Source organism: Burkholderia sp. Tr-862 (genome assembly GCF_011753085.1).
GTDB classification, from domain to species: Bacteria; Pseudomonadota; Gammaproteobacteria; order Burkholderiales; family Burkholderiaceae; genus Burkholderia; species Burkholderia ambifaria.
This window is the reverse complement of the sequence record NZ_VWWG01000044.1, coordinates 1-23,252: the sequence shown is the minus strand read 5'-3', so window position 1 is coordinate 23,252 and position 23,252 is coordinate 1. Positions and strand designations below refer to the sequence as shown.

The 23,252-nt window shown below is 64.6% G+C and carries 23 protein-coding genes and 1 tRNA gene; 5 read left to right on the top strand and 19 right to left on the bottom strand.

Annotated elements, in window-relative coordinates:
* Nucleotides 1-49: 49 nt before the first annotated feature.
* The 13 genes from nuoF to F3J14_RS14910 all read right to left on the bottom strand — a co-directional run bounded on the left by nuoF (nucleotide 50) and on the right by F3J14_RS14910 (nucleotide 11,742).
* Nucleotides 50-1,360: an NADH-quinone oxidoreductase subunit NuoF gene (nuoF, locus tag F3J14_RS14970; protein WP_006756904.1), complete on the bottom strand. Its 1,311-nt coding sequence runs from the start codon at nucleotides 1,358-1,360 to the stop codon at nucleotides 50-52.
* Entirely contained in the window at nucleotides 1,357-1,842 is a 486-nt protein-coding gene (gene nuoE / locus F3J14_RS14965) for an NADH-quinone oxidoreductase subunit NuoE (protein ID WP_006750460.1), read from the bottom strand. Before nuoE ends, nuoF begins: the two co-directional genes overlap by 4 nt.
* Before the next feature lie 168 nt (nucleotides 1,843-2,010).
* The gene (locus tag F3J14_RS14960; protein WP_006750459.1) at nucleotides 2,011-3,264 is read right to left on the bottom strand and encodes an NADH-quinone oxidoreductase subunit D; all 1,254 of its coding nucleotides are present in this window, start codon (nucleotides 3,262-3,264) and stop codon (nucleotides 2,011-2,013) included.
* 9 nt (nucleotides 3,265-3,273) lie between these two features.
* Entirely contained in the window at nucleotides 3,274-3,876 is a 603-nt protein-coding gene (locus F3J14_RS14955) for an NADH-quinone oxidoreductase subunit C (protein ID WP_166723648.1), read from the bottom strand.
* Nucleotides 3,877-3,897: 21 nt separating this feature from the next.
* The gene (locus F3J14_RS14950; protein WP_006398799.1) at nucleotides 3,898-4,377 is read right to left on the bottom strand and encodes an NADH-quinone oxidoreductase subunit B; all 480 of its coding nucleotides are present in this window, start codon (nucleotides 4,375-4,377) and stop codon (nucleotides 3,898-3,900) included.
* A gap of 63 nt (nucleotides 4,378-4,440) precedes the next feature.
* Entirely contained in the window at nucleotides 4,441-4,800 is a 360-nt protein-coding gene (locus F3J14_RS14945; protein ID WP_006398798.1) for an NADH-quinone oxidoreductase subunit A, read from the bottom strand.
* 154 nt (nucleotides 4,801-4,954) lie between these two features.
* Nucleotides 4,955-5,039 (bottom strand) — tRNA-Leu (locus F3J14_RS14940).
* Between the two features lie 110 nt (nucleotides 5,040-5,149).
* Nucleotides 5,150-5,527, bottom strand: coding sequence for a preprotein translocase subunit SecG (secG, locus tag F3J14_RS14935; protein WP_114177584.1), 378 nt, complete (start codon nucleotides 5,525-5,527; stop codon nucleotides 5,150-5,152).
* Between the two features lie 72 nt (nucleotides 5,528-5,599).
* Nucleotides 5,600-6,355, bottom strand: coding sequence for a triose-phosphate isomerase (gene tpiA / locus F3J14_RS14930; protein WP_166723647.1), 756 nt, complete (start codon nucleotides 6,353-6,355; stop codon nucleotides 5,600-5,602).
* A gap of 141 nt (nucleotides 6,356-6,496) precedes the next feature.
* Nucleotides 6,497-7,516, bottom strand: coding sequence for an NAD(P)H-quinone oxidoreductase (locus F3J14_RS14925; protein ID WP_166723646.1), 1,020 nt, complete (start codon nucleotides 7,514-7,516; stop codon nucleotides 6,497-6,499).
* Nucleotides 7,517-7,658: 142 nt separating this feature from the next.
* Nucleotides 7,659-9,803, bottom strand: coding sequence for a polyribonucleotide nucleotidyltransferase (pnp, locus tag F3J14_RS14920; protein WP_138847411.1), 2,145 nt, complete (start codon nucleotides 9,801-9,803; stop codon nucleotides 7,659-7,661).
* Nucleotides 9,804-10,094: 291 nt separating this feature from the next.
* On the bottom strand, nucleotides 10,095-10,364 hold the full coding sequence (gene rpsO / locus F3J14_RS14915; RefSeq protein WP_006398792.1) for a 30S ribosomal protein S15: 270 nt from the start codon (nucleotides 10,362-10,364) through the stop codon (nucleotides 10,095-10,097).
* Between the two features lie 118 nt (nucleotides 10,365-10,482).
* On the bottom strand, nucleotides 10,483-11,742 hold the full coding sequence (locus tag F3J14_RS14910; RefSeq protein ID WP_166723645.1) for a branched-chain amino acid ABC transporter substrate-binding protein: 1,260 nt from the start codon (nucleotides 11,740-11,742) through the stop codon (nucleotides 10,483-10,485).
* Nucleotides 11,743-11,932: 190 nt separating this feature from the next.
* Between F3J14_RS14910 and F3J14_RS14905 the strand changes: the two genes are divergently transcribed.
* The 3 genes from F3J14_RS14905 (at nucleotide 11,933) to F3J14_RS14895 (ending at nucleotide 15,069) form a co-directional block, all read left to right on the top strand.
* Complete coding sequence (locus tag F3J14_RS14905) at nucleotides 11,933-12,445, top strand: hypothetical protein (protein ID WP_166723644.1); 513 nt, start codon at nucleotides 11,933-11,935, stop codon at nucleotides 12,443-12,445.
* Between the two features lie 393 nt (nucleotides 12,446-12,838).
* Nucleotides 12,839-13,480 (top strand): carbonic anhydrase, encoded by a 642-nt coding sequence (locus tag F3J14_RS14900; RefSeq protein ID WP_166723643.1) that lies wholly within the window; start codon nucleotides 12,839-12,841, stop codon nucleotides 13,478-13,480.
* A 38-nt stretch (nucleotides 13,481-13,518) separates the two neighbouring features.
* Entirely contained in the window at nucleotides 13,519-15,069 is a 1,551-nt protein-coding gene (locus F3J14_RS14895; protein ID WP_166723642.1) for a SulP family inorganic anion transporter, read from the top strand.
* A gap of 71 nt (nucleotides 15,070-15,140) precedes the next feature.
* On the opposite strand, the gene F3J14_RS14890 is transcribed toward F3J14_RS14895, so the two are convergent.
* The 6 genes from F3J14_RS14890 to F3J14_RS14865 form a co-directional block, all read right to left on the bottom strand.
* Nucleotides 15,141-16,685 carry a 2-isopropylmalate synthase gene (locus tag F3J14_RS14890; protein WP_166723641.1) on the bottom strand — a complete coding sequence of 515 codons (1,545 nt, stop codon included), beginning with the start codon at nucleotides 16,683-16,685 and terminating at the stop codon, nucleotides 15,141-15,143.
* A gap of 313 nt (nucleotides 16,686-16,998) precedes the next feature.
* On the bottom strand, nucleotides 16,999-17,868 hold the full coding sequence (pssA, locus tag F3J14_RS14885; RefSeq protein WP_006750448.1) for a CDP-diacylglycerol--serine O-phosphatidyltransferase: 870 nt from the start codon (nucleotides 17,866-17,868) through the stop codon (nucleotides 16,999-17,001).
* Nucleotides 17,869-17,883: 15 nt separating this feature from the next.
* Nucleotides 17,884-18,528, bottom strand: coding sequence for a phosphatidylserine decarboxylase (locus F3J14_RS14880; protein ID WP_059468119.1), 645 nt, complete (start codon nucleotides 18,526-18,528; stop codon nucleotides 17,884-17,886).
* A 127-nt stretch (nucleotides 18,529-18,655) separates the two neighbouring features.
* A complete protein-coding gene (gene ilvC / locus F3J14_RS14875; RefSeq protein WP_006750446.1) occupies nucleotides 18,656-19,672 on the bottom strand; it encodes a ketol-acid reductoisomerase in 1,017 nt (338 codons plus the stop codon).
* 95 nt (nucleotides 19,673-19,767) lie between these two features.
* The gene (ilvN, locus tag F3J14_RS14870; RefSeq protein WP_034207977.1) at nucleotides 19,768-20,259 is read right to left on the bottom strand and encodes an acetolactate synthase small subunit; all 492 of its coding nucleotides are present in this window, start codon (nucleotides 20,257-20,259) and stop codon (nucleotides 19,768-19,770) included.
* Between the two features lie 110 nt (nucleotides 20,260-20,369).
* Nucleotides 20,370-22,133 (bottom strand): acetolactate synthase 3 catalytic subunit, encoded by a 1,764-nt coding sequence (locus F3J14_RS14865; protein ID WP_006750444.1) that lies wholly within the window; start codon nucleotides 22,131-22,133, stop codon nucleotides 20,370-20,372.
* 353 nt (nucleotides 22,134-22,486) lie between these two features.
* Between F3J14_RS14865 and F3J14_RS14860 the strand changes: the two genes are divergently transcribed.
* Together F3J14_RS14860 and F3J14_RS14855 are read left to right on the top strand one after the other, a co-directional pair.
* Nucleotides 22,487-23,050, top strand: coding sequence for an RNA polymerase sigma factor (locus tag F3J14_RS14860; protein WP_166723640.1), 564 nt, complete (start codon nucleotides 22,487-22,489; stop codon nucleotides 23,048-23,050).
* On the top strand, nucleotides 23,047-23,252 hold a 206-nt coding region (locus F3J14_RS14855), incomplete at its 3' end, for a DUF3619 family protein (RefSeq protein WP_166723639.1). The genes F3J14_RS14860 and F3J14_RS14855, both read left to right, overlap by 4 nt.

The window sequence follows — 23,252 nt, the reverse complement described above, 5'->3', positions numbered from 1 at the left end:
CGCGCCTTCGCCCGACCGTGCGCTCAAATTCCGCAACCGGTGCTTCGCTTCAGGCTGCCGCCGCGTGCGCGTGGCCGCCGACCATGCAGTGCTTGTGCTCGACGTGGTACGCGAATTCATCCCAGTAATGCTTGAGCATCCCGCGCACCGGCATCGCCGCCGCATCGCCGAGCGCGCAGATCGTGCGGCCCATGATGTTCTCGGCAACCGAGTTCAGCAGGTCCAGATCTTCCTGGCGGCCTTCGCCGTGCTCGATACGATTCACGACGCGATACAGCCAGCCGGTGCCCTCGCGGCACGGCGTGCACTGGCCGCACGATTCCTCGTAGTAGAAGTACGACAGGCGCAGCAGCGAACGCACCATGCAGCGCGTCTCGTCCATCACGATCACCGCGCCGGAGCCGAGCATCGAGCCCGCCTTCGCGATCGAGTCGTAATCGAGATCGGTCTGCATCATGATGTCGCCCGGGATCACCGGCGCCGACGACCCGCCCGGAATCACGGCCTTGATCTTGCGACCGCCGCGCATCCCGCCGGCGAGCTCCATCAGCGTCGCGAACGGCGTGCCGAGCGGCACTTCGTAATTGCCCGGACGCTCGACGTCGCCCGATACCGAGAAGATCTTCGTACCGCCGTTGTTCGGCTTGCCGATCTCGAGGTAATTCTGCGGCCCGATGGACAGCAGGAACGGCACCGCGGCGAACGTCTCGGTGTTGTTGATCGTGGTCGGCTTGCCGTACACGCCGAAGCTCGCCGGGAACGGCGGCTTGAAGCGCGGCTGGCCCTTCTTGCCTTCGAGCGACTCGAGCAGCGCCGTTTCCTCGCCGCAGATGTACGCGCCGTAACCGTGGTGCGCGTGCAGCTGGAACGAGAATTCCGAGCCCATGATGTTGTCGCCGAGGAAACCCGCGGCACGCGCTTCATCGAGCGCGGCCTCGAAGCGTCGATACACTTCGAAGATTTCGCCGTGGATGTAGTTGTAGCCGACGGTGATGCCCATCGCGTACGCACCGATGGCCATGCCTTCGATCAGCGCATGCGGGTTCCAGCGCAGGATGTCGCGATCCTTGAACGTGCCCGGTTCGCCTTCGTCCGAGTTGCAGACGAGGTACTTCTGCCCCGGGAACTGGCGCGGCATGAAGCTCCACTTCAGGCCGGTCGGGAAGCCCGCACCGCCACGGCCACGCAGGCCCGACGCCTTCACGTCGGCGATCACCTGCTCCGGCGGAATCTTTTCTTCGAGAATGCGGCGCAGCTGCTTGTAGCCGCCGCGCGCAACGTAATCTTCGAGATGCCAGTTCTCGCCGTTCAGACCAGCGAGGATCAGCGGTTTGATGTGACGGTCGTGAAGGGACGTCATTTCGAAAGCTCCTCAAGCAGCTGGTCGATCTTCTCGCGGCTCATGAAGCTGCACATTCTGTGATTGTTCACCAGCAGCACCGGCGCATCGCCGCACGAGCCCATGCATTCGCCTTCCTTCAGCGTGAACTTGCCGTCGGGCGTGGTCTCGCCGAAGCCGATGCCCAGCTTCTGTTTCAGGTAGTCGGCCGTCGCCTCGGCGCCGCCGTCCGGACCAAGCTGGCACGGGAGGTTCGTGCAGAGCGTGATCTTGTGCTTGCCGACCGGGTTGAGCTCGTACATCGTGTAGAACGTCGCGACTTCCTGCACGGCGACGGCCGGCATGCCGAGATAGTCCGCGACGAACTGCATCAGTTCGGGCGACAGCCAGCCGTGCTCTTCCTGAGCAACGGCCAACGCCGACATCACGGCGGACTGTTTCTGATCGGCGGGATACTTCGTCAACGCTCGATCGATTTCCTTCAGGCCTTCAGCTGAGATCATTTTCAGACACGACTCTTTCAATTCCTACCGAACGAACAACCTGCCGCACTGCTGTGCATGGACGGCAGACCTGGCGCTCACTGTTGACAGCTTGCGAAGCCGCGCCGGCTCAGCGCGCATCGCGTGTGACTTACTGCTCGCCGCCCGCACGCGCAGGCGGCGCAACCATTAGCGATCGATTTCGCCGAACACGATGTCCTGCGTACCGATGATCGTGACGGCGTCGGCAATCATGTGGCCGCGCGCCATTTCGTCGAGCGACGCGAGATGCGCGAAGCCCGGGGCGCGAATCTTGAGGCGATACGGCTTGTTGGCACCGTCCGACACGAGGTAGATGCCGAATTCGCCCTTCGGATGCTCGACTGCTGCGTACGCTTCGCCTTCCGGCACGTGAAAACCTTCGGTGAAGAGCTTGAAGTGGTGAATCAAGTCTTCCATGTTGGTCTTCATGCCAACGCGCGACGGCGGCGCAACCTTGTGATTGTCCGTCATCACCGGGCCCGGATTCTTGCGGAGCCACTCAATACACTGTTTCGCGATGCGGATCGATTGGCGCATTTCTTCGACGCGCACCAGATAGCGGTCGTAGCAATCGCCGTTCACCCCGACCGGCACGTCGAAATCCATGCGGTCGTACACTTCGTACGGCTGCTTCTTGCGCAGATCCCATGCGATACCCGAACCACGCAGCATCGGGCCCGTCAGGCCCATCTGCAGCGCGCGTTCCGGGCTGACGACACCGATCCCGACCAGACGCTGTTTCCAGATCCGGTTGTCGGTCAGCAGCGTTTCGTATTCGTCGACGCACTTCGGGAAGCGCGTGAAGAAGTCGTCGATGAAGTCGAGCACCGAGCCGCTGCGCGCTTCGTTCATCTTCGCGAGCGCCTTCTCGTTGCGAATCTTCGACGCCTTGTATTGCGGCATTGCGTCAGGCAGGTCGCGGTAGACACCGCCCGGACGGTAGTACGCCGCGTGCATCCGAGCACCGGACACCGCTTCGTACACGTCCATCAGGTCTTCGCGCTCGCGGAATGCGTACAGGAACACCGCCATCGCGCCGACGTCGAGTGCGTGCGCGCCGATCCACATCAGGTGGTTCAGCACGCGCGTGATTTCGTCGAACAGCACGCGGATGTACTGCGCGCGCTCCGGCACGTCGATGCCGAGCAGACGCTCGATCGCGAGCACGTAGCCGTGCTCGTTGACCATCATCGACACGTAGTCGAGACGGTCCATGTACGGCACGGACTGGATGAAGGTCTTGCTTTCCGCGAGCTTTTCAGTCGCGCGGTGCAACAGGCCGATGTGCGGATCGGCGCGCTGGATGACTTCGCCGTCGAGCTCGAGCACCAGGCGCAGCACGCCGTGCGCTGCCGGGTGCTGCGGGCCGAAGTTGAGGGTGTAGTTCTTGATTTCTGCCATGACGCCCCCTTAATGTTTCAGACCGCCATAGCGATCCTCGCGGATCACGCGCGGGGTGATTTCGCGCGGCTCGATCGTCACCGGCTGGTAGACGACCCGCTTCTCTTCCGGGTCGTAACGCATTTCGACATAGCCCGACACCGGGAAGTCCTTGCGGAACGGGTGGCCGATGAAGCCGTAGTCGGTGAGGATGCGGCGCAGGTCGGGGTGCCCTTCGAACACGAGGCCGTACAGGTCGAACGCTTCGCGCTCGTACCAGTTTGCGGAGGTCCAGATGTCGACGAGCGACGCCACGATCGGCAGATCGTCGTCCGGCGCGAACACGCGCAGGCGCAGGCGCCAGTTGTTCGTGATCGACAGCAGCTGCGACACGGCCGCGAAACGCGGGCCGTCGTACGCACCGTCGCCGTACGCCTGGTAGTCGACGCCGCAGAGGTCGATCAGCTGCTCGAAACAGAGCTTCGGATCGTCGCGCAGCGTCTTTGCGACTTCGAGGTAATCGCTCGCCTTCACGACGAGCGTCAGTTCACCGATCGCTTCGGTGAGGCTCACCACGCGCGCGCCGAGCGCGGCTTCGAGGTTTGCCTTGAGGATCTCGATTTTGCTTGCCATATTGAGGGGACGCTCGGGGCTTTATTGACGGGCGATGGTGTTGGTGCGGCGGATCTTCGCCTGAAGCTGGATCACGCCGTAGACCAGCGCCTCGGCCGTGGGCGGACAGCCCGGCACGTAGACGTCGACCGGCACGATCCGGTCGCAGCCGCGGACCACCGAGTACGAGTAGTGGTAGTAGCCACCACCGTTCGCGCACGACCCCATCGAGATCACCCAGCGCGGCTCGGCCATCTGGTCGTATACGCGGCGCAGTGCGGGCGCCATCTTGTTGCACAGCGTGCCGGCGACGATCATCACGTCCGACTGACGCGGGCTCGGACGGAACACGACCCCGAACCGGTCCAGATCGTAACGGGCCGCGCCCGCATGCATCATCTCGACGGCGCAACATGCGAGCCCGAACGTCATCGGCCACAGCGAGCCGGTACGCGTCCAGTTGATCAGCTTGTCAGCCGTCGTGGTGACAAACCCTTCCTTCAAGACCCCTTCGATACTCATTTGCTTTCCACTCCAGACGAGCGACCCAGCGTGGCCGCCCATGCAAACCGGCGATTAACCCCATCACTCCCAGTCGAGACCGCCTTTCTTCCAGATATAGGCAAAGCCCAGCAGGAATTCGAGCAGAAAAATCATCATTGCGATGAAACCCGGCCAGCCGATGTCCCGCAGCGCGACGCCCCACGGAAACAGGAATGCGGTTTCGAGATCGAAGATGATGAACAGGATGGCGACGAGGTAGTACCGGACGTCGAATTTCATCCGGGCGTCTTCAAAGGCTTCGAAGCCGCACTCGTATGGTGCGTTCTTCTCGACGTCCGGCTTGTTGGGACCAAGGAGCTTGCCGATGCTGACCAGCGCTATACCTAAACCAGTGCCCACGAGGAGGAACAACAAGACGGGGTAATAGGCTGCGAGGTTCAAGGCAATCCTCTATCGGTTGGTTCTGAGCGTCCGGAGAATACCACTTCCGGCGGAAGGAATCATTTCGGAGTGCATGCGATCACAAGACAATCGCAAGACATACCCCACAAATGAAAAATGCCAGCCACTAGAAGCGGCTGGCATTGAGTAACTTTGGTGCCGACGGCGAGACTCGAACTCGCACAGCTTTCGCCACTACCCCCTCAAGATAGCGTGTCTACCAATTTCACCACGTCGGCACTGCATGCAACTCGGGTTGTGCTGCTTGTTCCCGCGAATCGCTTCAAGAATTAAATTCTAACCCGAGTTCCAGATTTGTTCAACGCACAAACGCAAAAAATTCGACTTTTTATTTCGGGACATCCTGGCCCGGCGCGCTCGCGGCCGAACCGGCTGCAGCGGACGCCGCGACAGCCGGCGCCGACGCTGCGGGCGCCGATGCCGGCGCGGTCGCAGCCGCGCCCAGCACGCCTGCCGACGGCGTCGACTTGTACGAGCCGAGGTACGTCAGCGCGAGCGTCGCGACAAAGAAGATCGTGGCCAGCACGCCCGTCGTGCGCGACAGGAAGTTCGCCGAGCCCGTCGCACCGAACAGGCTGCCCGACGCGCCGCTGCCGAATGCAGCGCCCATGTCGGCACCCTTGCCGTGCTGCAGCAGCACGAGCCCAATCACACCGAGTGCAGACAGCACCTGCACGACAATAATCAGCGTCTTGAATAACAGCATCACACCCACCCGATTGGATCAGGCGACCGGACCAACCGGCCGCCATCATGTTTCAATTCGACCCCGGACCGCTCAACGTGCGGCCCGGCAGATCGCCAGGAAATCTTCCGCCTTCAGCGACGCGCCGCCGATCAGGCCGCCGTCGATGTCCGGCTGCGCGAACAGCTCTTCCGCGTTGTCCGGCTTCACGCTGCCGCCGTACAGCACCGACACGTCCGCCGCACCCTTCGTCGCGAGACGCGCACGCAGGAACGCGTGCACATCCTGCGCCTGCGCCGACGTCGCGCTCTTGCCCGTACCGATCGCCCAGACCGGCTCGTACGCGACGACGATGCGGGCCGCCTCGTCAGCCGTCAGCACGGCCAGCACGGCGTCAAGCTGAGCACCGACCACCTGCTCGGTCGCGCCCGCTTCACGCTCGTCGAGCGTTTCGCCGACGCACACGACGGGCGTGAGGCCTGCCGCGAGCGCGCGCTGCGTCTTCGCCGCGACGATCTCGTTGCGCTCGCCGTGATACGCGCGACGCTCCGAGTGACCGACGATCGCATAATGCGCGCCGAACTCCGCCACCATCGCGGCAGCCACTTCGCCGGTGAACGCGCCCTGCTCGTGCGCGGACACGTCCTGCGCGCCGAACGCGACACGGCCAGCGCCGAGCTGCGCCTGAACCTGCGCGAGGTACGGGAACGGCACGCACACGCCGATCGACGTTTCAGCCGCCACCGCGCCCGCGCCCTGCACCACTTCATTCAGCAACGCCTGGTTGCCGGCCAGCCGGCCGTGCATCTTCCAGTTGCCGATCACTCGCTTTGTTCGTTGTTTCGACATCGTGTCTGTCTCGTCACTATCGTGTCATTAACGTACCGGAAACCGGCCGTCAGGTTGGATCTGGCGAAGCAAACCCGCGATTTTACTGCGCGCGGCTTGAACCGGTCAAACCGCTCATGTCAAGTCCGGCCGCACGGACCGTCAGGCGGTCGTACCCCAATCGAGCACGATCTTGCCGATATGCTCGCCGCTCTCCATCAGCGCATGCGCCTGCGCGGCCTCGCCGGCCGGCAGCACGCGGTAGATGACGGGTTTGATACGGCCGTCCGCGAGCAGCGGCCAGACGCGCGCCTTCAGCTGGGCGGCGATGCGCGCCTTGAACTCGACCGGACGCGGACGCAGCGTCGAACCCGTCACCGTCAGCCGGCGACGCAGGATCTCATTCAGGTTGACCTCGGCCTTCGCGCCGCCGAGCAGCGCGATCAGCACGAGGCGGCCGCCATCCGCGAGCGCGGACAGCTCGCGCGGCACGTACGAACCGGCCACCATGTCGAGAATCACGTCGACGCCGCGATCGTGCGTCAGCGACTTCACGACTTCGACGAAGTCTTCGGTCTTGTAGTTGATCGCGCGTTCGGCGCCGAGCGCCTCGCACGCACGGCACTTGTCGGCGGTGCCGGCCGTCGCGAACACGCGAAAGCCGAGCGCGTGCGCGATCTGGATCGCCGTCACGCCGATCCCGCTCGAGCCGCCCTGCACGAGCAGCGTTTCCTGCTCGCCGCCCTCGCCCGCGCCCAGCAACGCACGGTCGAACACATTGCTCCACACGGTGAAGAACGTTTCGGGCAACGATGCGGCTTCGATGTCGGTCAGCCCGTCAGGCACCGGCAGACACTGCGGCAACGGCGCGACCGCATATTCGGCGTAGCCGCCGCCCGCGAGCAGCGCGCAGACGCGGTCACCGAGCTTCAGGCCGAACGGGTTCAGCGCGGCATCCGACAGGTCGCCGCCGACGATCTCGCCCGCGACCTCGAGGCCCGGCAGATCGGAGGCGCCCGGCGGCGGCGCATACGCGCCCTTGCGCTGGAAGACATCCGGCCGATTCACGCCGGAAGCCGCCACCTTGATCAGCACTTCGCCGCGCTTCGGTTCGGGGCGCGGACGCTCCGCGAGCTTCAGCACGTCGGGGGCGCCGAATTCGGTGATTTCGATGGCTTTCATGGTGGTCGCTCCAGGATCGGAATCGGGGGCGCATCCGTGCGCGGCACGGGCGCCTCGCCGGCGCTGCTGCGCCGCACAACGATGCTACAGAAAAAACGGCCGGCGCGCTTTCGCACAGCCGGCCGTTCTCACGCCTTTGCGCTTACTGCTGCGGCGGCGTATCCGACTGCGACGCCGCTGCTTCGTTCAGCAGCGCCTTCGCCGACAGACGCACGCGACCCTTCTCGTCCGTCTGGATCACCTTGACCTTCACCTGCTGGCCTTCCTTCAGGTAGTCGTTGATGTCCTTCACGCGCTCGTTGACGATTTCCGAGATGTGCAGCAGGCCATCCTTGCCCGGCAGCAGGTTCACGATCGCGCCGAAATCGAGCAGCTTGAGCACCGTGCCTTCGTACACCTGGCCGACTTCGATCTCGACCGTGATGTTTTCGATGCGCTTCTTCGCTTCGGCCATGCCTTCGCTGCTCGTGCTCGCGATCGTCACGACGCCGTCATCCGAGATGTCGATGGTCGTACCCGTTTCTTCCGTCAGCGCGCGGATCACCGAACCGCCCTTGCCGATCACGTCGCGGATCTTTTCCGGGTTGATCTTGATCGTGATCATGCGCGGCGCGAATTCCGACAGCTGCGTGTTCGCACCCGAGACCGCCGACGTCATCTTGCCGAGGATGTGCATGCGGCCTTCCTTCGCCTGCGCGAGCGCGACCTGCATGATTTCCTTCGTGATGCCCTGGATCTTGATGTCCATCTGCAGCGCCGTCACGCCTTGCTCCGTGCCGGCCACCTTGAAGTCCATGTCGCCGAGGTGATCTTCGTCGCCGAGGATGTCGGTCAGCACCGCGAACTTGTTGCCTTCGAGGATCAGGCCCATCGCGATACCCGCGACGTGCGCCTTCATCGGCACGCCGGCGTCCATCAGCGCGAGGCAGCCGCCGCACACCGACGCCATCGACGACGAACCGTTCGATTCGGTGATTTCCGACACGACGCGGATCGAGTAGCCGAATTCGTCGGCGCTCGGCAGGCACTTGACCAGTGCGCGCTTCGCGAGACGGCCGTGACCGATTTCGCGGCGCTTCGGCGAGCCGACGCGGCCCGTTTCGCCGGTCGCGAACGGGGGCATGTTGTAGTGGAGCATGAAGCGCTCGCGGTATTCGCCCTCGAGCGCGTCGATGATCTGCTCGTCACCCTTCGTGCCGAGCGTCGCGACGACGAGCGCCTGCGTTTCGCCACGCGTGAACAGCGCCGAACCGTGGGTGCGCGGCAGCACGCCGGTGCGGATCTCGATCGGACGCACGGTGCGCGTGTCGCGACCGTCGATGCGCGGCTCGCCGTTCAGGATCTGCGAACGGACGATCTTCGCTTCGATGTCGAACAGGACGTTGCCGACGGTGGCCTTGTCGGCCGCGACCGTGCCGGCCGCCAGTGCGTCTTCCTCGAGCTTCGCCGAGGTCGCCGCGTAGACTTCCTTCAGCTTCGTCGAACGCGCTTGCTTGTCGCGCAGTTGGTAAGCGGCGAGCAGGTCGCCGTGCGCCAGTTCCGTCACGCGCGCGATCAGCGCCTCGTTCTTCGGTGCCGGCTGCCAGTCCCACTCGGGCTTGCCGCCTTCGCGCACGAGTTCGTGGATCGCGTCGATCGCCGTCTGCATCTGCTCGTGGCCGAACACGACCGCGCCCAGCATCACGTCTTCCGGCAGCTGGTCGGCTTCCGATTCGACCATCAGCACCGCGCGCTCCGTACCGGCGACGACGAGGTCGAGGCTCGATGCCTTGAGCTGGTCACGCGTCGGGTTCAGCACGTACGCGTTGTCGATGTACGCAACGCGCGCGGCACCGACCGGACCGTTGAACGGCAGGCCCGACACGGCAAGCGCGGCCGACGCGCCGATCAGCGCGGGGATGTCCGCCGGGATTTCCGGGTTCACGGACAGCACGTGGATCACGACCTGCACTTCGTTGTAGAAGCCTTCCGGGAACAGCGGACGCAGCGGACGGTCGATCAGGCGCGACGTCAGCGTCTCGTGTTCCGACGGACGGCCTTCGCGACGGAAGAAGCCGCCCGGGATCTTGCCGGCCGAGTAGGTCTTTTCGAGGTAGTCGACGGTCAGCGGGAAGAAATCCTGGCCCGGCTTCGCCGACTTCGCGCCGACGACGGTTGCCAGCACGACGGTGTCTTCCACGTCGACGATCACGGCACCGCTCGCCTGGCGGGCGACTTCACCGGTTTCGAGGCGCACCTTGTGCTGGCCCCACTGGAATTCCTTCACGACCTTGTTGAACATGGACATGGTTGCTCCTTTGAATTCATTCATTTCATTCGCCGTGCGGGCCATCCCGCGCGGCGGCGTCCCGACCGAATCACCCGGAGCAAGGTGTGTTTTTTATGCCATTCCAGCGCGACGCTCATCGAGCGACGCGCTGGAATGACACAAATCCCGACCCCGGCATCAGCCGTTCCGGCAGTCCGGCAAGCACGTGCCGAACAACCTGCGGTGCGCGTGACGCTACGCACCGCGCAAAAACAAAATGCCTGCATCAGCGGACTGACACAGGCATCTTGCTGGCGGCAATCGCCTCGATTACTTACGCAGACCCAGCTTCTCGATCAGCGCGCGGTAACGGTCGGCATCCTTGCCCTTGAGGTAGTCGAGCAGCTTGCGGCGGCGGCTCACCATACGCAGCAGGCCGCGACGGCTGTGGTGATCCTTCGCGTGGGTCTTGAAGTGACCCGTCAGTTCGACGATACGTGCGGTCAGCAGTGCGACCTGGACTTCGGGCGAACCCGTGTCGTTGGTACCACGGGCGAACTGAGCAACGACTTCCGACTTCTTGATATCTGCAACAGACATGTGATTTCCTTGGTTTCCTACTTGCTAACTGAACAGGCGGACACGGAAGAATGGCCGTGCCGTGACTTACAACCGGCGGGCATTGTAACACAACTGCACACCGTTCTACCGCCTCCTGTCACGGGCGCGTCATCGAGCAGGTCGACGGCATCTGCGTCCGCTGGGCGGGCACCGCGAGGACCGTCCGGAAGCCGTAGCCCGAGCCCTCGTTGTCGAAGCGCACGCCCGGCGTGCCGGCCTTGTCCATTTCCATCACATAAAGGGGCTGGATCAACTGGTGATCCTGCGCGCGCATCGTCGACGCGTGGAAGCCGTCGTCGAACGACAGCCCCTCCAGCGCATGCGCCACCGCGACCGGGTCGGCCGAACCGGCCCGAGTCATCGCCATCGCGAGCATTTCGATCATCAGGCTCATGCGCCGCACCGGATAGTCGTCCTGCGCCGCGGGGAAACGGGTCCGGAACGCGCGGTAGAACGCATCCGACTTCGCGCCGCCGGCGTTCGGATGCCAGTCCGCAACGGCGATCACCCGCCCGACGCCGGCGTCGCCGAGCGCGGCCGGCGCGCCGAGGCTGTTGCCGTAGAACGTATAGAACTTCGCGTTCAGCCCCTGCTCGCGCGCCGCCTTCACGAGCAGCGTGAGATCGTTGCCCCAGTTGCCGGTCACGACGGCGTCCGCGCCGCTCGCCCGAATCTTCGCGATGTACGGCGAGAAATCCTTGATGCGGCCGATCGGGTGGAATTCGTCGCCGGCGATCGTCACGTCGGGGCGCCGTCCGGCCAGCGCCTGCCGCGCGAGCGTGCTGACGTCGTGGCCGAAGCTGTAGTCCTGGTTCAGCAGATAGACCTTGCGCAGCGCGCGGTCGCGCGCCATCACGTCCGCCAGCGCAGCCATCCGCATCCCCGCGTGCGCATCGAAACGGAAATGCCAGAAGCTGCAGCGCGCGCCGGTCAGCGCCGGATCGTCGGCCGAATAGTTCACGAACAGCATCCGGCTGTCCGGGTTACGCGCGTTCAGTTTGTCGAGCGCCGCGACGAGCGCGGCCGCGACCGCCGAGCTGTTGCCCTGCGCGACGAAGCCGATGTGCCGGTCCGCCGCCGCGCGCAACTGCACGAGCGCCTCTTCCGGGCTGCCCTTGCTGTCGAGCACGACGAGTTCGAGCGGATGCGCGCCATCGCGCAGCTTCACGCCGCCCGCCGCATTGACCTGCTCGACGCCGAAGCGCAGGTTGCGCTCGACCGCCGCGCCCGCATTCGCGAACGGGCCCGACATTCCTTCGATCAGCGCGATCCGCACCGGCTCGCCTGCCGCGAATGCGGACGACACCAGCATCCACCCCGCGCTCAATGCGAGCGCGCACCGTTTCCACTGCTGCATCGGCTACCTGCCCTTCAATCTGTCCGAGAAGCGCGGATCATAGGCCGCGGGCGCTGCCGGCCGCAAGCGCGGTGCGACACCGCGTCCCGACGGCACACTGCCGGCGATCCGCACCGATTTTTTCGGCACGACGCGCCGGCGCGCGCCGTCCGTGATACAACTGAACGGTCAGAGAGTTCTGGAGAATCCGATGCGCATTCGCATTCCCGTGCGCCTGCCGGTGCTGGTCGCCTGCGCGGCGGCGCTGCTCGCCGGCTGCGCGCAACCGTGGCAGCAATACCAGTCCGGCCAGGACGAGTCGGCGATCGTGGCGCGCATGGGCCCGCCGCGCGAAATCTACGACCTGCCGGGCGGCGGCAAGCGCCTGATGTGGCCGACCCAGCCGATGGGCGAGATCACCGTCGCGGCCGATGTCGACGCGGCCCACCGGATCGTCAACGTGCGCCAGGTGCTGCAGCCGAGCGAGTTCTATCGCGCGGAAATCGGCAAGTGGACCAAGACCGACGTGCTCGTGAATTTCGGCCGTCCGGTCGAGACGTCCTACTTCCCGCTGATGAAGCGCGAGGTGTGGACCTACCGCTATCTCGAAGACAACGTCTGGTACATGATGTACAGCTTCTACTTCGATCCGCAGGGCATCCTGCGCACGACGCAGAAAACACCGGACCCGCTGCACGATCCCGACCGCCGCAATCTGTTCTGACCGATTACGCATTTATCTGCAATTTTCGCAATGGCCATTCACGCATTATTGCGTGAATGGCCATTTCATTTTTTCCACCATATTCGATTAACTCATCAATCGCGCGGCAATCCTTTCCGATTGACGGCGTTCGGCAAGCGATCTCGCGAAACACCGCGCCACGCGGCCGCCAGCGGGAAACAGGCACGCGCGATGCATCTCATGCGTCGCAATGGTGCATTTAGTGCACCTCGCCCGATCCAGTTGAAACAATTTGTATCAGTGGCACCCGGCGTTAGGGCATACCCCTAATATCAGTCGAAATTGAACCTTTCAGTTCAGAAAGGATCCTATTGCTCCACTTCGTCCCGTATTCGTTTGCCATTTGTTTTCCTTTATCGGAAAGGAGTCCTTATGAACCGCCCCAAGAGCATGCTGGTTGCCAACATCGCCTGGGCCCGCGAGACGCGCGAACACACGCCCGGCTTCTTCGACGCGCTTGCGCGCGGCCAGAACCCGCGCGTGCTGTGGATCGGCTGCGCCGACAGCCGGGTGCCGGCCGAAACCATCACGCACAGCGTGCCCGGCGAGCTGTTCGTCCATCGCAACATCGCCAACCTGTTCCATCCCGACGATGACAATTCCGCCAGCGTGCTCGAGTACGCCGTGCGCGTGCTCGAAGTCGACCACGTGATCGTGTGCGGCCACTACGGGTGCGGCGGTGTGCGCGCGTCGCTGCTGCCGCCGCCCGCCGACCTGCCGCACGTCGCGCGCCGCATCGCGCCGCTTTGCGCGCTCGCGCGACGCCATCGCGACACGCTCGACGGACTCGACGACACGGCCGCCGCCGACCGCCTGGCCGAGCTGAACGTGCTCGAACAGGTGCGGCTGCTGCGCGCGTCGCCGATCGTGCAAGGCCGGAAGCGGCCGCCGCTCGTACACGGCTGGATCTTCTCGCTCGCCGACGGCCTCCTGAAGGAACTCGACTCCGGCTATGCGGCGCCGCCGGCCGAAACCGAACCGGAGCATGCCGCCACGGCCGCCGCGGCCGCCTGACCCGTGCCCTTCCCCAACGCTACGAAATCGCCCCAACCATGAAACTGAACGAGCGCCTGTCCACCCTGCCGCGCGACATCGTCGCCGGCATCGTCGTTTTCCTCGTCGCGCTGCCGCTGTGTCTCGGCATCGCCAATGCATCCGGTGTCGAGCCATTCGCCGGGCTCGTGTCCGGCATCGTCGGCGGCATCGTCGTCGCGCTGCTGAGCGGCTCGTCGCTGTCGGTCAGCGGGCCTGCCGCCGGCCTCGTCGTAATCGTCGTCGAAGGGATCGCGCAACTCGGCAGCTTCTCCGCGTTCCTGCTCGCGGTGCTGCTGTCCGGCGTGCTGCAGTTCGGCTTCGGCATGCTGCGCGCCGGCCGCTTCGCCGCCTATGTGCCGTCGCCCGTCATCAAGGGCATGCTCGCGGCGATCGGCCTGCTGCTGATCCTGAAGCAGATTCCGTTCGCGTTCGGCCTTGGCGGCTCGGCCGCGCAATCGTTTGCATCGTGGCCGGGCCTGCCGACCGCCTGGGCCGCCACGGCCATCGCGCTCGCCTCGCTCGGGTTGCTGATCGCCTGGGACACGCCGGCGCTCAAGCGCTTTGCCTGGGTGCGCTCGGTGCCCGCGCCGCTCGCGGTCGTCGTGTTCGGCATCGGCGCCACGCTGGTGCTCGGCGCCTTCATGCCGTCGGTCGCGCTGGGCGCCGCGCATCGCGTCACGTTGCCCGAGCTCGAATCGTTCGCGGCGCTCGCGGCATCGCTGAAGCACGCCGAGCTCGGCCCGAACTTCGCGCAGCTCGTCAATCCGGACGTATGGCGCGTGGCGATCACGCTCGCGGTCGTCGCGAGCCTCGAAACGCTGCTGAGCCTGGAAGCGGTCGAACAGATCGATCCGAAGCGCCGGCCGACCCAGCCGGACCGCGAACTGAAGGCCCAGGGCGTCGGCAATCTCGTCGCGGGCGCGGTCGGCGGGCTGCCGATCACGTCGGTGATCGTGCGCAGCTCGGTCAACGTGAACGCGGGGGCGCAGAGCCGGATGTCGGCGATCGTGCACGGGATCCTGCTGCTCGCCAGCGTGTTCGCGCTCACCGGGCTGATCAACCTGATCCCGCTCGCGAGCCTCGCGGCCATCCTGATCCACACCGGCTTCAAGCTCGCGAAACCGGCGCTGTTCCGCTCGGTGCTGAAGCAGGGTCCGGCCGCGTTCGTGCCGTTCGCCGCGACGATCGCGGGCGTGCTGGCGGTCGACCTGCTGTTCGGCATCGCGCTCGGCCTCGCATGCAGCGTGCTGGCGGTCGCGGTGGCGAACCTGAAGAGCCCCGTCACGCTCGCACAGCACGACGATCACTTCCTGCTGTCGTTCCGCAAGGACGTGTCGTTCCTCGGCAAGGTGCAGGTCAAGCATCACCTGCGGCACATTCCGGACCGCGCGGCCGTGATCATCGACGCGACGCGCGCCGACTACATCGATCACGACGTGCTCGAACTGCTCGATGCATTCGTCGCCGATGCGCCGCGGCGCGGGATCACGGTGGAATTCCGCCGCCGCAGCCCGGCGCCCCGCCCGGCCGCGCGCCGCTGGCTGTTCCGCGCCCCGGCCGCCGAATGAGCGACGCATGAAAAAACGCCCCGGGCGGCACAGGGCCGCACGGGGCGTTTCGGGCGCTCGACGCGCAGCGCTTACGAGCGCTGCGGGTTGACCTTGTCGTCCTTCGAGTGCAGCTTGTTCAGCGCGGCGATGTACGCCTTCGCGGAAGCCGCGACGATATCCGGGTCGGTGCCGACGCCATTGACGATCCGCCCGCTCTTCGACAACCGCACCGTCACTTCGCCCTGCGCCTGCGTACCGGTCGTGATCGCGTTCACCGAGTACAGCAGCAGTTCCGAACCGCTGCCGACTTCGCTCTCGATCGCGTTGAACGTCGCGTCGACGGGGCCATTGCCACGTGCCTCGCCGGTCACTTCCTTGCCCTCGAGCGCGAACACGACCTTGGCCTGCGGCTGCTCGCCGGTTTCCGAGCGCTGCGACAGCGACACGAACTTGTAGTGCTCCTGCTCATGCGCGAACGCCGACTCCTCGGAGACGATCGCGATGATGTCTTCGTCGAAAATCTCGGACTTGCGGTCGGCCAGATCCTTGAAGCGCATGAACGCGGCGTTCAGTTCGGCTTCGCTGTCGAGCGACACGCCGAGCTCCTGCAGGCGCTGCTTGAACGCATTGCGGCCCGACAGCTTGCCGAGCACGATCTTGTTCGCGGTCCAGCCCACGTCTTCCGCGCGCATGATCTCGTACGTGTCGCGCGCCTTCAGCACGCCGTCCTGATGGATCCCCGACGCGTGCGCAAAGGCGTTCGCGCCGACCACGGCCTTGTTCGGCTGCACGACGAAACCGGTGATTTGCGACACGAGCTTCGACGTCGGGACGATCTGCGTGGTGTCGATACCGACGTCGAGGCCGAAATAGTCCTTGCGGGTCCTCACGGCCATCACGATTTCCTCGAGCGACGTGTTGCCCGCGCGCTCGCCGAGACCGTTGATCGTGCACTCCACCTGCCGCGCTCCGCCGATCTTCACGCCGGCGAGCGAGTTCGCCACCGCCATCCCGAGGTCGTTGTGGCAATGCACGGAGAAGATCGCCTTGTCCGAGTTCGGAATGCGTTCGCGCAGCGTCTTCACGAGGTTGCCGTAGAGTTCCGGCACGCCGTAGCCGACCGTATCGGCGATGTTGATCGTCGTCGCCCCTTCTGCGATCACGGCTTCCAGCACGCGGCACAGGAAGTCGAGATCCGAACGGCTGCCGTCTTCCGGCGAGAATTCGACGTTGTCGGTGAACTTGCGCGCGAAGCGCACCGCGAGGCGTGCCTGCTCGAACACCTGGTCCGGCGTCATCCGCAGCTTCTTCTCCATGTGCAGCGGCGACGTCGCGATGAACGTGTGGATCCGCGCACTATTGGCCGGCTTCAGCGCGTCGGCCGCGCGCTGGATGTCCTTGTCGTTGGCGCGCGCCAGCGAGCAGATCGTGCTGTCCTTCACGAGACCGGCGATCGTGTGAATCGCGTCGAAGTCGCCGTTCGAGCTGGCTGCGAAGCCGGCCTCGATCACGTCGACCTTCATCCGCTCGAGATGCTTCGCGATGCGGATTTTCTCTTCCTTCGTCATCGACGCGCCGGGCGATTGTTCACCGTCACGCAACGTCGTATCGAAAATGATCAGCTTGTCTGTCATGGGGGGCTCCAGGGCTCTTTATACGGGAATCAAACGTAATGAGATCGCGCCACCGCTGGCGACGCTCAACAACAGACGAGGCTTGACGGAGGGCGAGAACGGTCAGCGCGGCAGGCGCGCCAAAGCTAGCGCGCGTAGCGGCGCACCGGCTAGAAGGAGGGAGAGGCGGGAAAATGCAGTCATGCCAAAGACTATAGCGGCATTCCGCAAGGTGCGCAATCGGACGGCACCCGCGAGACCGGGCCGCGCAATGCGCAAAAGGGGCACATGGAAACGGCGGCCGCGAGGCCGCCGTTTCCGGGCAGGTTGCGCGTCAGTGATCGCGCTGAGACGAGCGTGCCGGATTCGCCCGCCCGCGGATGGCCATGTAGGCCCAGAACACGTAGCCGGACAGCCCGTACAGCACGAACAGGCAGAACAGCATCAGCGGCGGATCGGACGACACGAGCACGAACGCGACGACGACCAGCAGGATCGCCGCGAACGGCACGCGGTGCCGCACGTCGAGCGCCTTGCCGCTGTAGAACGGCGCGTTCGATACCATCGTCACGCCCGCGTAGATCGTCAGCACGAACGCGACCCACGGCAGCCAGCCGAGCTTCATCGGCACGCGGTTGTCGGTCGCGAGCCAGACGAAGCCGGCGATCAGCGCGGCGGCGGCCGGGCTCGGCAGCCCCTGGAAGAAGCGCTTGTCGACGACGCCGATGTTGGTGTTGAAGCGCGCGAGGCGCAGCGCGGCGCCCGAGCAGTAGACGAACGCGGCGAGCCAGCCCCAGCGGCCGAGATCCTTCAGCACCCATTCGTACATCACGAGCGCGGGCGCGACGCCGAACGACACCATGTCCGACAGGCTGTCGAACTGTTCGCCGAACGCGCTTTGCGTATGCGTCATGCGCGCGACGCGCCCGTCCATCCCGTCGAGCACCATCGCGACGAAGATCGCGATCGCGGCGATCTCGAAGCGCACGTTCATCGCCTGCACGACCGCGAAGAAACCGCAGAACAGCGCGGCGGTCGTGAACGCGTTCGGCAGCAGGTAGATGCCGCGTGTCTTCAGGAACCGCTGGCGCGCGGCGCGGCGGCTTTCGGGCACCGGATCGGGCGCCATTATCTTGTTGCGGCGGAACGGGCGTGGCGTCTGGCTGGACCCGTTGCGCGGCCGGCGCGGTTTGAATGCGGCCATCGTGGGCTCCGCCGGTTACTGTTCGAGCTCGGCGAGGATCGTCGACGACGCGTAGACCTTCTCGCCGATCGACACCTTCGCGCGGCTGCCGAGCGGCAGGTACACGTCGACGCGCGAACCGAAGCGGATGAAACCGTAGCGCTGGCCGCGCGACAGCGGCTCGCCGGCGCGCACGTAGCAGAGGATCCGGCGGGCGACGAGGCCGGCGATCTGCACGGCGGTGACGGTCTTGCCGCTCGCCGTCTGGATCACGACCGCATTGCGCTCGTTCTCGGTCGATGCCTTGTCGATTGCCGCGTTCAGGAACGCGCCCGGGAAGTACTCGACCTTGGTGACCGCGCCGTCGACCGGCGAACGCTGCGAATGGACGTTGAAGACATTCATGAACACGCTGATCTTCAGCGCTTCGCGGTTCGCGTACGGATCCTGCGTGGTCTCGACCGCGACGATGCGGCCGTCCGCCGGACACAGCACCGCGTTCGGCTGCGCCGGAATCGGGCGCTGCGGATCGCGGAAGAACTGGACGACGAAGACAAGCAGCAGCCAGAACGGCCACGCGAAGCCGAAGCCCCCGACGGCATGGATCAACAGCGCGATGACGGCAGCAATCGCGATGAACGGCCAGCCTTCGCGCGCGATGATCGGATGAGGATAGTTCATGGATTCGTTCTGTGTTCGGTGAATTGCAAAGCCCGTAGGATAGCAAAAGCCGCCCGGGGCACTACTGCCTTCGGGCGGCTTTTTGATGCCGACCCTCCACTCGAAGGGCCGGAACGGCGCGCAATGCTTAGTTCTTCGTCTGGTCGACGAGCTTGTTCTTCGCGATCCACGGCATCATCGCACGCAGCTTCGCGCCGACTTGCTCGATCTGGTGCTCGGCCGTCAGGCGGCGACGCGACTGCAGCGTCGGGGCGCCTGCCTTGTTCTCGAGGATGAAGCTCTTCGCGTACTCGCCCGTCTGGATGTCGGTCAGGCACTGCTTCATCGCCTTCTTCGTCTCTTCCGTGACGACGCGCGGGCCCGTCACGTACTCGCCGTACTCGGCGTTGTTCGAGATCGAGTAGTTCATGTTCGCGATGCCGCCTTCGTAGATCAGGTCGACGATCAGCTTCAGCTCGTGCAGGCACTCGAAGTACGCCATTTCCGGCGCGTAGCCGGCTTCAACCAGCGTCTCGAAACCTGCCTTGATCAGCTCGACGGTACCGCCGCACAGCACGGCCTGCTCGCCGAACAGGTCGGTTTCGGTCTCTTCACGGAAGTTCGTCTCGATGATGCCGGCACGGCCGCCGCCGTTCGCTGCCGCGTACGACAGCGCGATGTCGCGTGCCGCGCCCGACTTGTTCTGCGCAACCGCGATCAGGTGCGGCACGCCGCCACCTTGCGAGTACGTGCCGCGCACGGTGTGGCCCGGTGCCTTCGGCGCGATCATGATCACGTCGAGGTCGGCACGCGGGATCACCTGGCCGTAGTGGACGTTGAAGCCGTGTGCGAATGCCAGCGCCGCGCCCTGCTTGATGTTCGCGTGCACTTCCTTCGCATACACGTCGGCGATCTGCTCGTCTGGCAGCAGCATCATGACGACGTCCGCGCCCTTCACCGCTTCAGCGACTTCCTTGACCGACAGGCCTGCGTTTTCGGCCTTGCTCCACGACGCGCCGTCCTTGCGAAGGCCGACCGTCACGTTTACGCCGCTGTCCTTCAGGTTCAGTGCGTGCGCATGGCCTTGCGAGCCGTAGCCGATGATCGTGACTTGCTTGCCCTTGATGAGGGAGAGGTCGGCGTCTTTGTCGTAGAAAACGTTCATGATGGTTCCTTCGCTAATTCAAAAATTCAACAATTCGTTCGGATTGGGTACTGCGGGCCGGGCCATGACGGCACACCCGGCGTGCCTCTTCGGCATTACACCTTCAGGATGCGCTCGCCGCGTCCGATGCCGGAGCTGCCGGTACGCACGGTCTCCAGGATCGCGGTGGCGTCCAGCCCCTGGATGAATGCGTCGAGCTTGTCGCTCGCGCCCGTCAATTCGATCGTGTAGGTCTTTTCGGTCACGTCGATGATGCGGCCGCGGAAAATGTCCGACATCCGCTTCATTTCTTCGCGCTCCTTGCCCACTGCACGTACCTTGATCAGCATCAGCTCGCGTTCGATGTGTGCACCGTCGGTCAGGTCCACCACTTTCACCACCTCGATCAGGCGGTTCAGATGCTTCGTGATCTGTTCGATCACGTCGTCCGAGCCAATGGAAACGATGGTCAGCCGCGACAGCGATTGGTCTTCGGTCGGCGCCACCGTCAAGGTTTCGATGTTGTAGCCGCGTGCGGAAAACAGACCGACCACGCGCGACAGCGCGCCCGGTTCGTTTTCCAGCAGGACGGAAATGATGTGTCTCATGTTCGCTTCTTCCAGAATGTGTCCGTGTCGATTCACTCGCGCCGCGCGCCGCCCGGTGCCGCACCGCCCTTCGTGAAGGCGGCCGCACGGCCCACGCGCGCGTCGCGCCGTTACAGATCTTCCGATCCGAGCAGCATCTCGGTGATGCCCTTGCCGGCCTGTACCATCGGCCAGACGTTTTCGGTCGGATCGGTCTGGAAATCGAGAAACACGGTGCGGTCCTTCAGGCGCAGCGCTTCCTTCAGCGCCGGCTCCACATCCGAGGTCTTTTCGATCCGCATGCCGACATGGCCGTACGCTTCGGCGAGCTTCACGAAATCCGGCAGCGCATCCATGTACGAATGCGAATAGCGCTTGCTGTATTCGATCTGCTGCCACTGGCGGACCATGCCGAGATAGCGGTTGTTCAGCGAAATGATCTTCACGGGCGTGTCGTACTGCAGGCAGGTCGACAGTTCCTGGATGCACATCTGGATCGAGCCTTCGCCCGTGATGCACAGCACGTCGTCGTCCGGGTGCGCCATCTTGACGCCCATCGCTGCCGGCAGGCCGAAGCCCATGGTGCCGAGGCCGCCGGAGTTGATCCAGCGACGCGGCTTGTTGAAACGGTAGAACTGCGCGGCCCACATCTGGTGCTGGCCGACATCCGAGCACACGAACGCGTTGCCGTCCGTCAGCTCCCACGCCTTCTCGACCACGTACTGCGGCTTGATGATCTCGCTTTCGCGGTCGAACTTCAGGCAGTCTTTCGAGCGCCAGCCCTCGATGTCCTTCCACCATTGCGCGAGCGCGTCGGTGTCGGGGCCATGCTCGGCCGTCTGCAGCTGCTCGATCAGCTCCTTCAGCACTTCCTTCACGTCGCCGACGATCGGGATGTCGACCTTCACGCGCTTCGAGATCGACGACGGGTCGATGTCGATGTGGATGATCTTGCGCGGACGCGACGCGAAGTGCGCCGGGTCGCCGATCACGCGGTCGTCGAAGCGGGCGCCGATCGCGATCAGCACGTCACAGTGCTGCATCGCCATGTTCGCTTCGTAGGTGCCGTGCATGCCGAGCATGCCGAGGAATTTCTTGTCCGACGCGCGATAGCCGCCGAGGCCCATCAGCGTGTTCGTGACCGGGTAGCCGAGCAGGTCGGCGAACTGGTTCAGCTCGCGCGCCGCGTCGGCGAGGATGATGCCGCCGCCCGTATAGATGTACGGACGCTTCGCCGACAGCAGCAACGACACGGCCTTGCGGATCTGGCCCGAATGGCCTTTCGTGACGGGGTTGTACGAGCGCAGCGACACGCTCTTGACCGGCTCGTACTGGCACGGCGTCTTCGAGATGTCTTTCGGGATGTCGATCAGCACCGGGCCCGGACGGCCGGTGCGGGCGATGTAGAACGCCTTCTTGACGGTTTCCGCGAGGTCGCGCACGTCCTTCACGAGGAAGTTGTGCTTCACGCACGGACGCGTGATGCCGACGGTGTCGCATTCCTGGAACGCGTCCTGGCCAATCGCGGCAGTCGGCACCTGGCCGCTGATCACGACCATCGGGATCGAATCCATATAGGCCGTCGCGATGCCGGTCACCGCATTGGTGACACCGGGGCCGGACGTCACGAGACAGACGCCGACGTTGCCGGTGGAACGCGCATACGCATCGGCTGCGTGCACGGCCGCCTGTTCGTGGCGCACCAGCACGTGCTGAATCTTGTCCTGCTTGTAAAGCTCGTCGTAGATGTAGAGTACCGAGCCGCCGGGATAGCCCCAGATGAATTCGACGTTCTCGTCGGCCAGTGCCTTCATGAGCACGGTGGCGCCGATGGAGTCGCTATCGGGAGGGGAAAGGGGTTCCGACGTGGAGAATTCCGCGCTGGGCATGTTCATTTTGACCTTTCGAATTTTCGGCAAAAAATTGATCGGGTGCTCTCTGCCGGGCTTGTGGCTCGGGTTCAAGCGGCGCGTCCAGTTTGAAGGGCGGGCTTCTTGGGCCAGCCTCAAATGAGACCATCACTTCATGTTGCGAATCGTTGACGATAGCGGCTCATGATTGGGTCGTCAAGCAAAATATCCCGCAGCGCATCATGGCCCCCGCCCGGCGGCCCGCGGACGCGGCTCGCGCGCAACGTGGCGCGCCGTAACCGGTGCCAAGTTGCGCGAAAATTTGTTAGCATCCGCGGGTTTTACGAAATTTTTCGACCTTTTCACACGCCGCAGTCCGCAGCGCATACCTTTACGGAATGGCATCAGACAAGGAACTCGCCGACTTTCTGGCGGGCGTCGAAAGGCGCGCGTTCAAGCAGGCTGCGTACGCCGTGCGTGACGACGATGCGTCGCTGGACATCGTGCAGGACGCGATGATCAAGCTGGCGGAGAAATATGGCGACCGGCCGGCGGCCGAGCTGCCGCTGCTGTTCCAGCGGATCCTGCAGAACACCATCCACGACTGGTTCCGCCGGCAGAAGGTCCGCAATACGTGGGTCACGCTCTTCTCGTCGCTCAACAATACCGACGACGACGACTTCGATCCGCTGGAAACACTCGAATCCGCGGACGACAATGCTGGTGTCGAGAGCACAGAGCACCGCCTCGAGCGGGAACAGGTTCTGGCCCTGATCGACGAAGAAATCCAGAAACTTCCGGCGCGTCAACGGGAAGCGTTCCTGATGCGTTATTGGGAAGATATGGATGTCGCCGAGACTGCCGCCGCAATGGGGTGCTCCGAAGGCAGCGTCAAGACGCACTGCTCGCGAGCCACTCACACCCTGGCACACGCGCTCAAGGCCAAAGGAATCACGCTATGAGCTCCGCTCCCGTAAATCGAGAATACGAATTCGCGCTGAAGGTCCGCCGCGCGCTGGACGAACGTGCCGCGGCGCTGCCTGACGCGACCACCGACCGTCTGGCCGTCGCGCGCCGGGCCGCGCTCGCGCGCAAGAAGCCGGAACCCGCGAACGCGCCGGTGTTCGTGCCCGCCTTCGCCGGTGCGGCCGGCGCATACGGCAT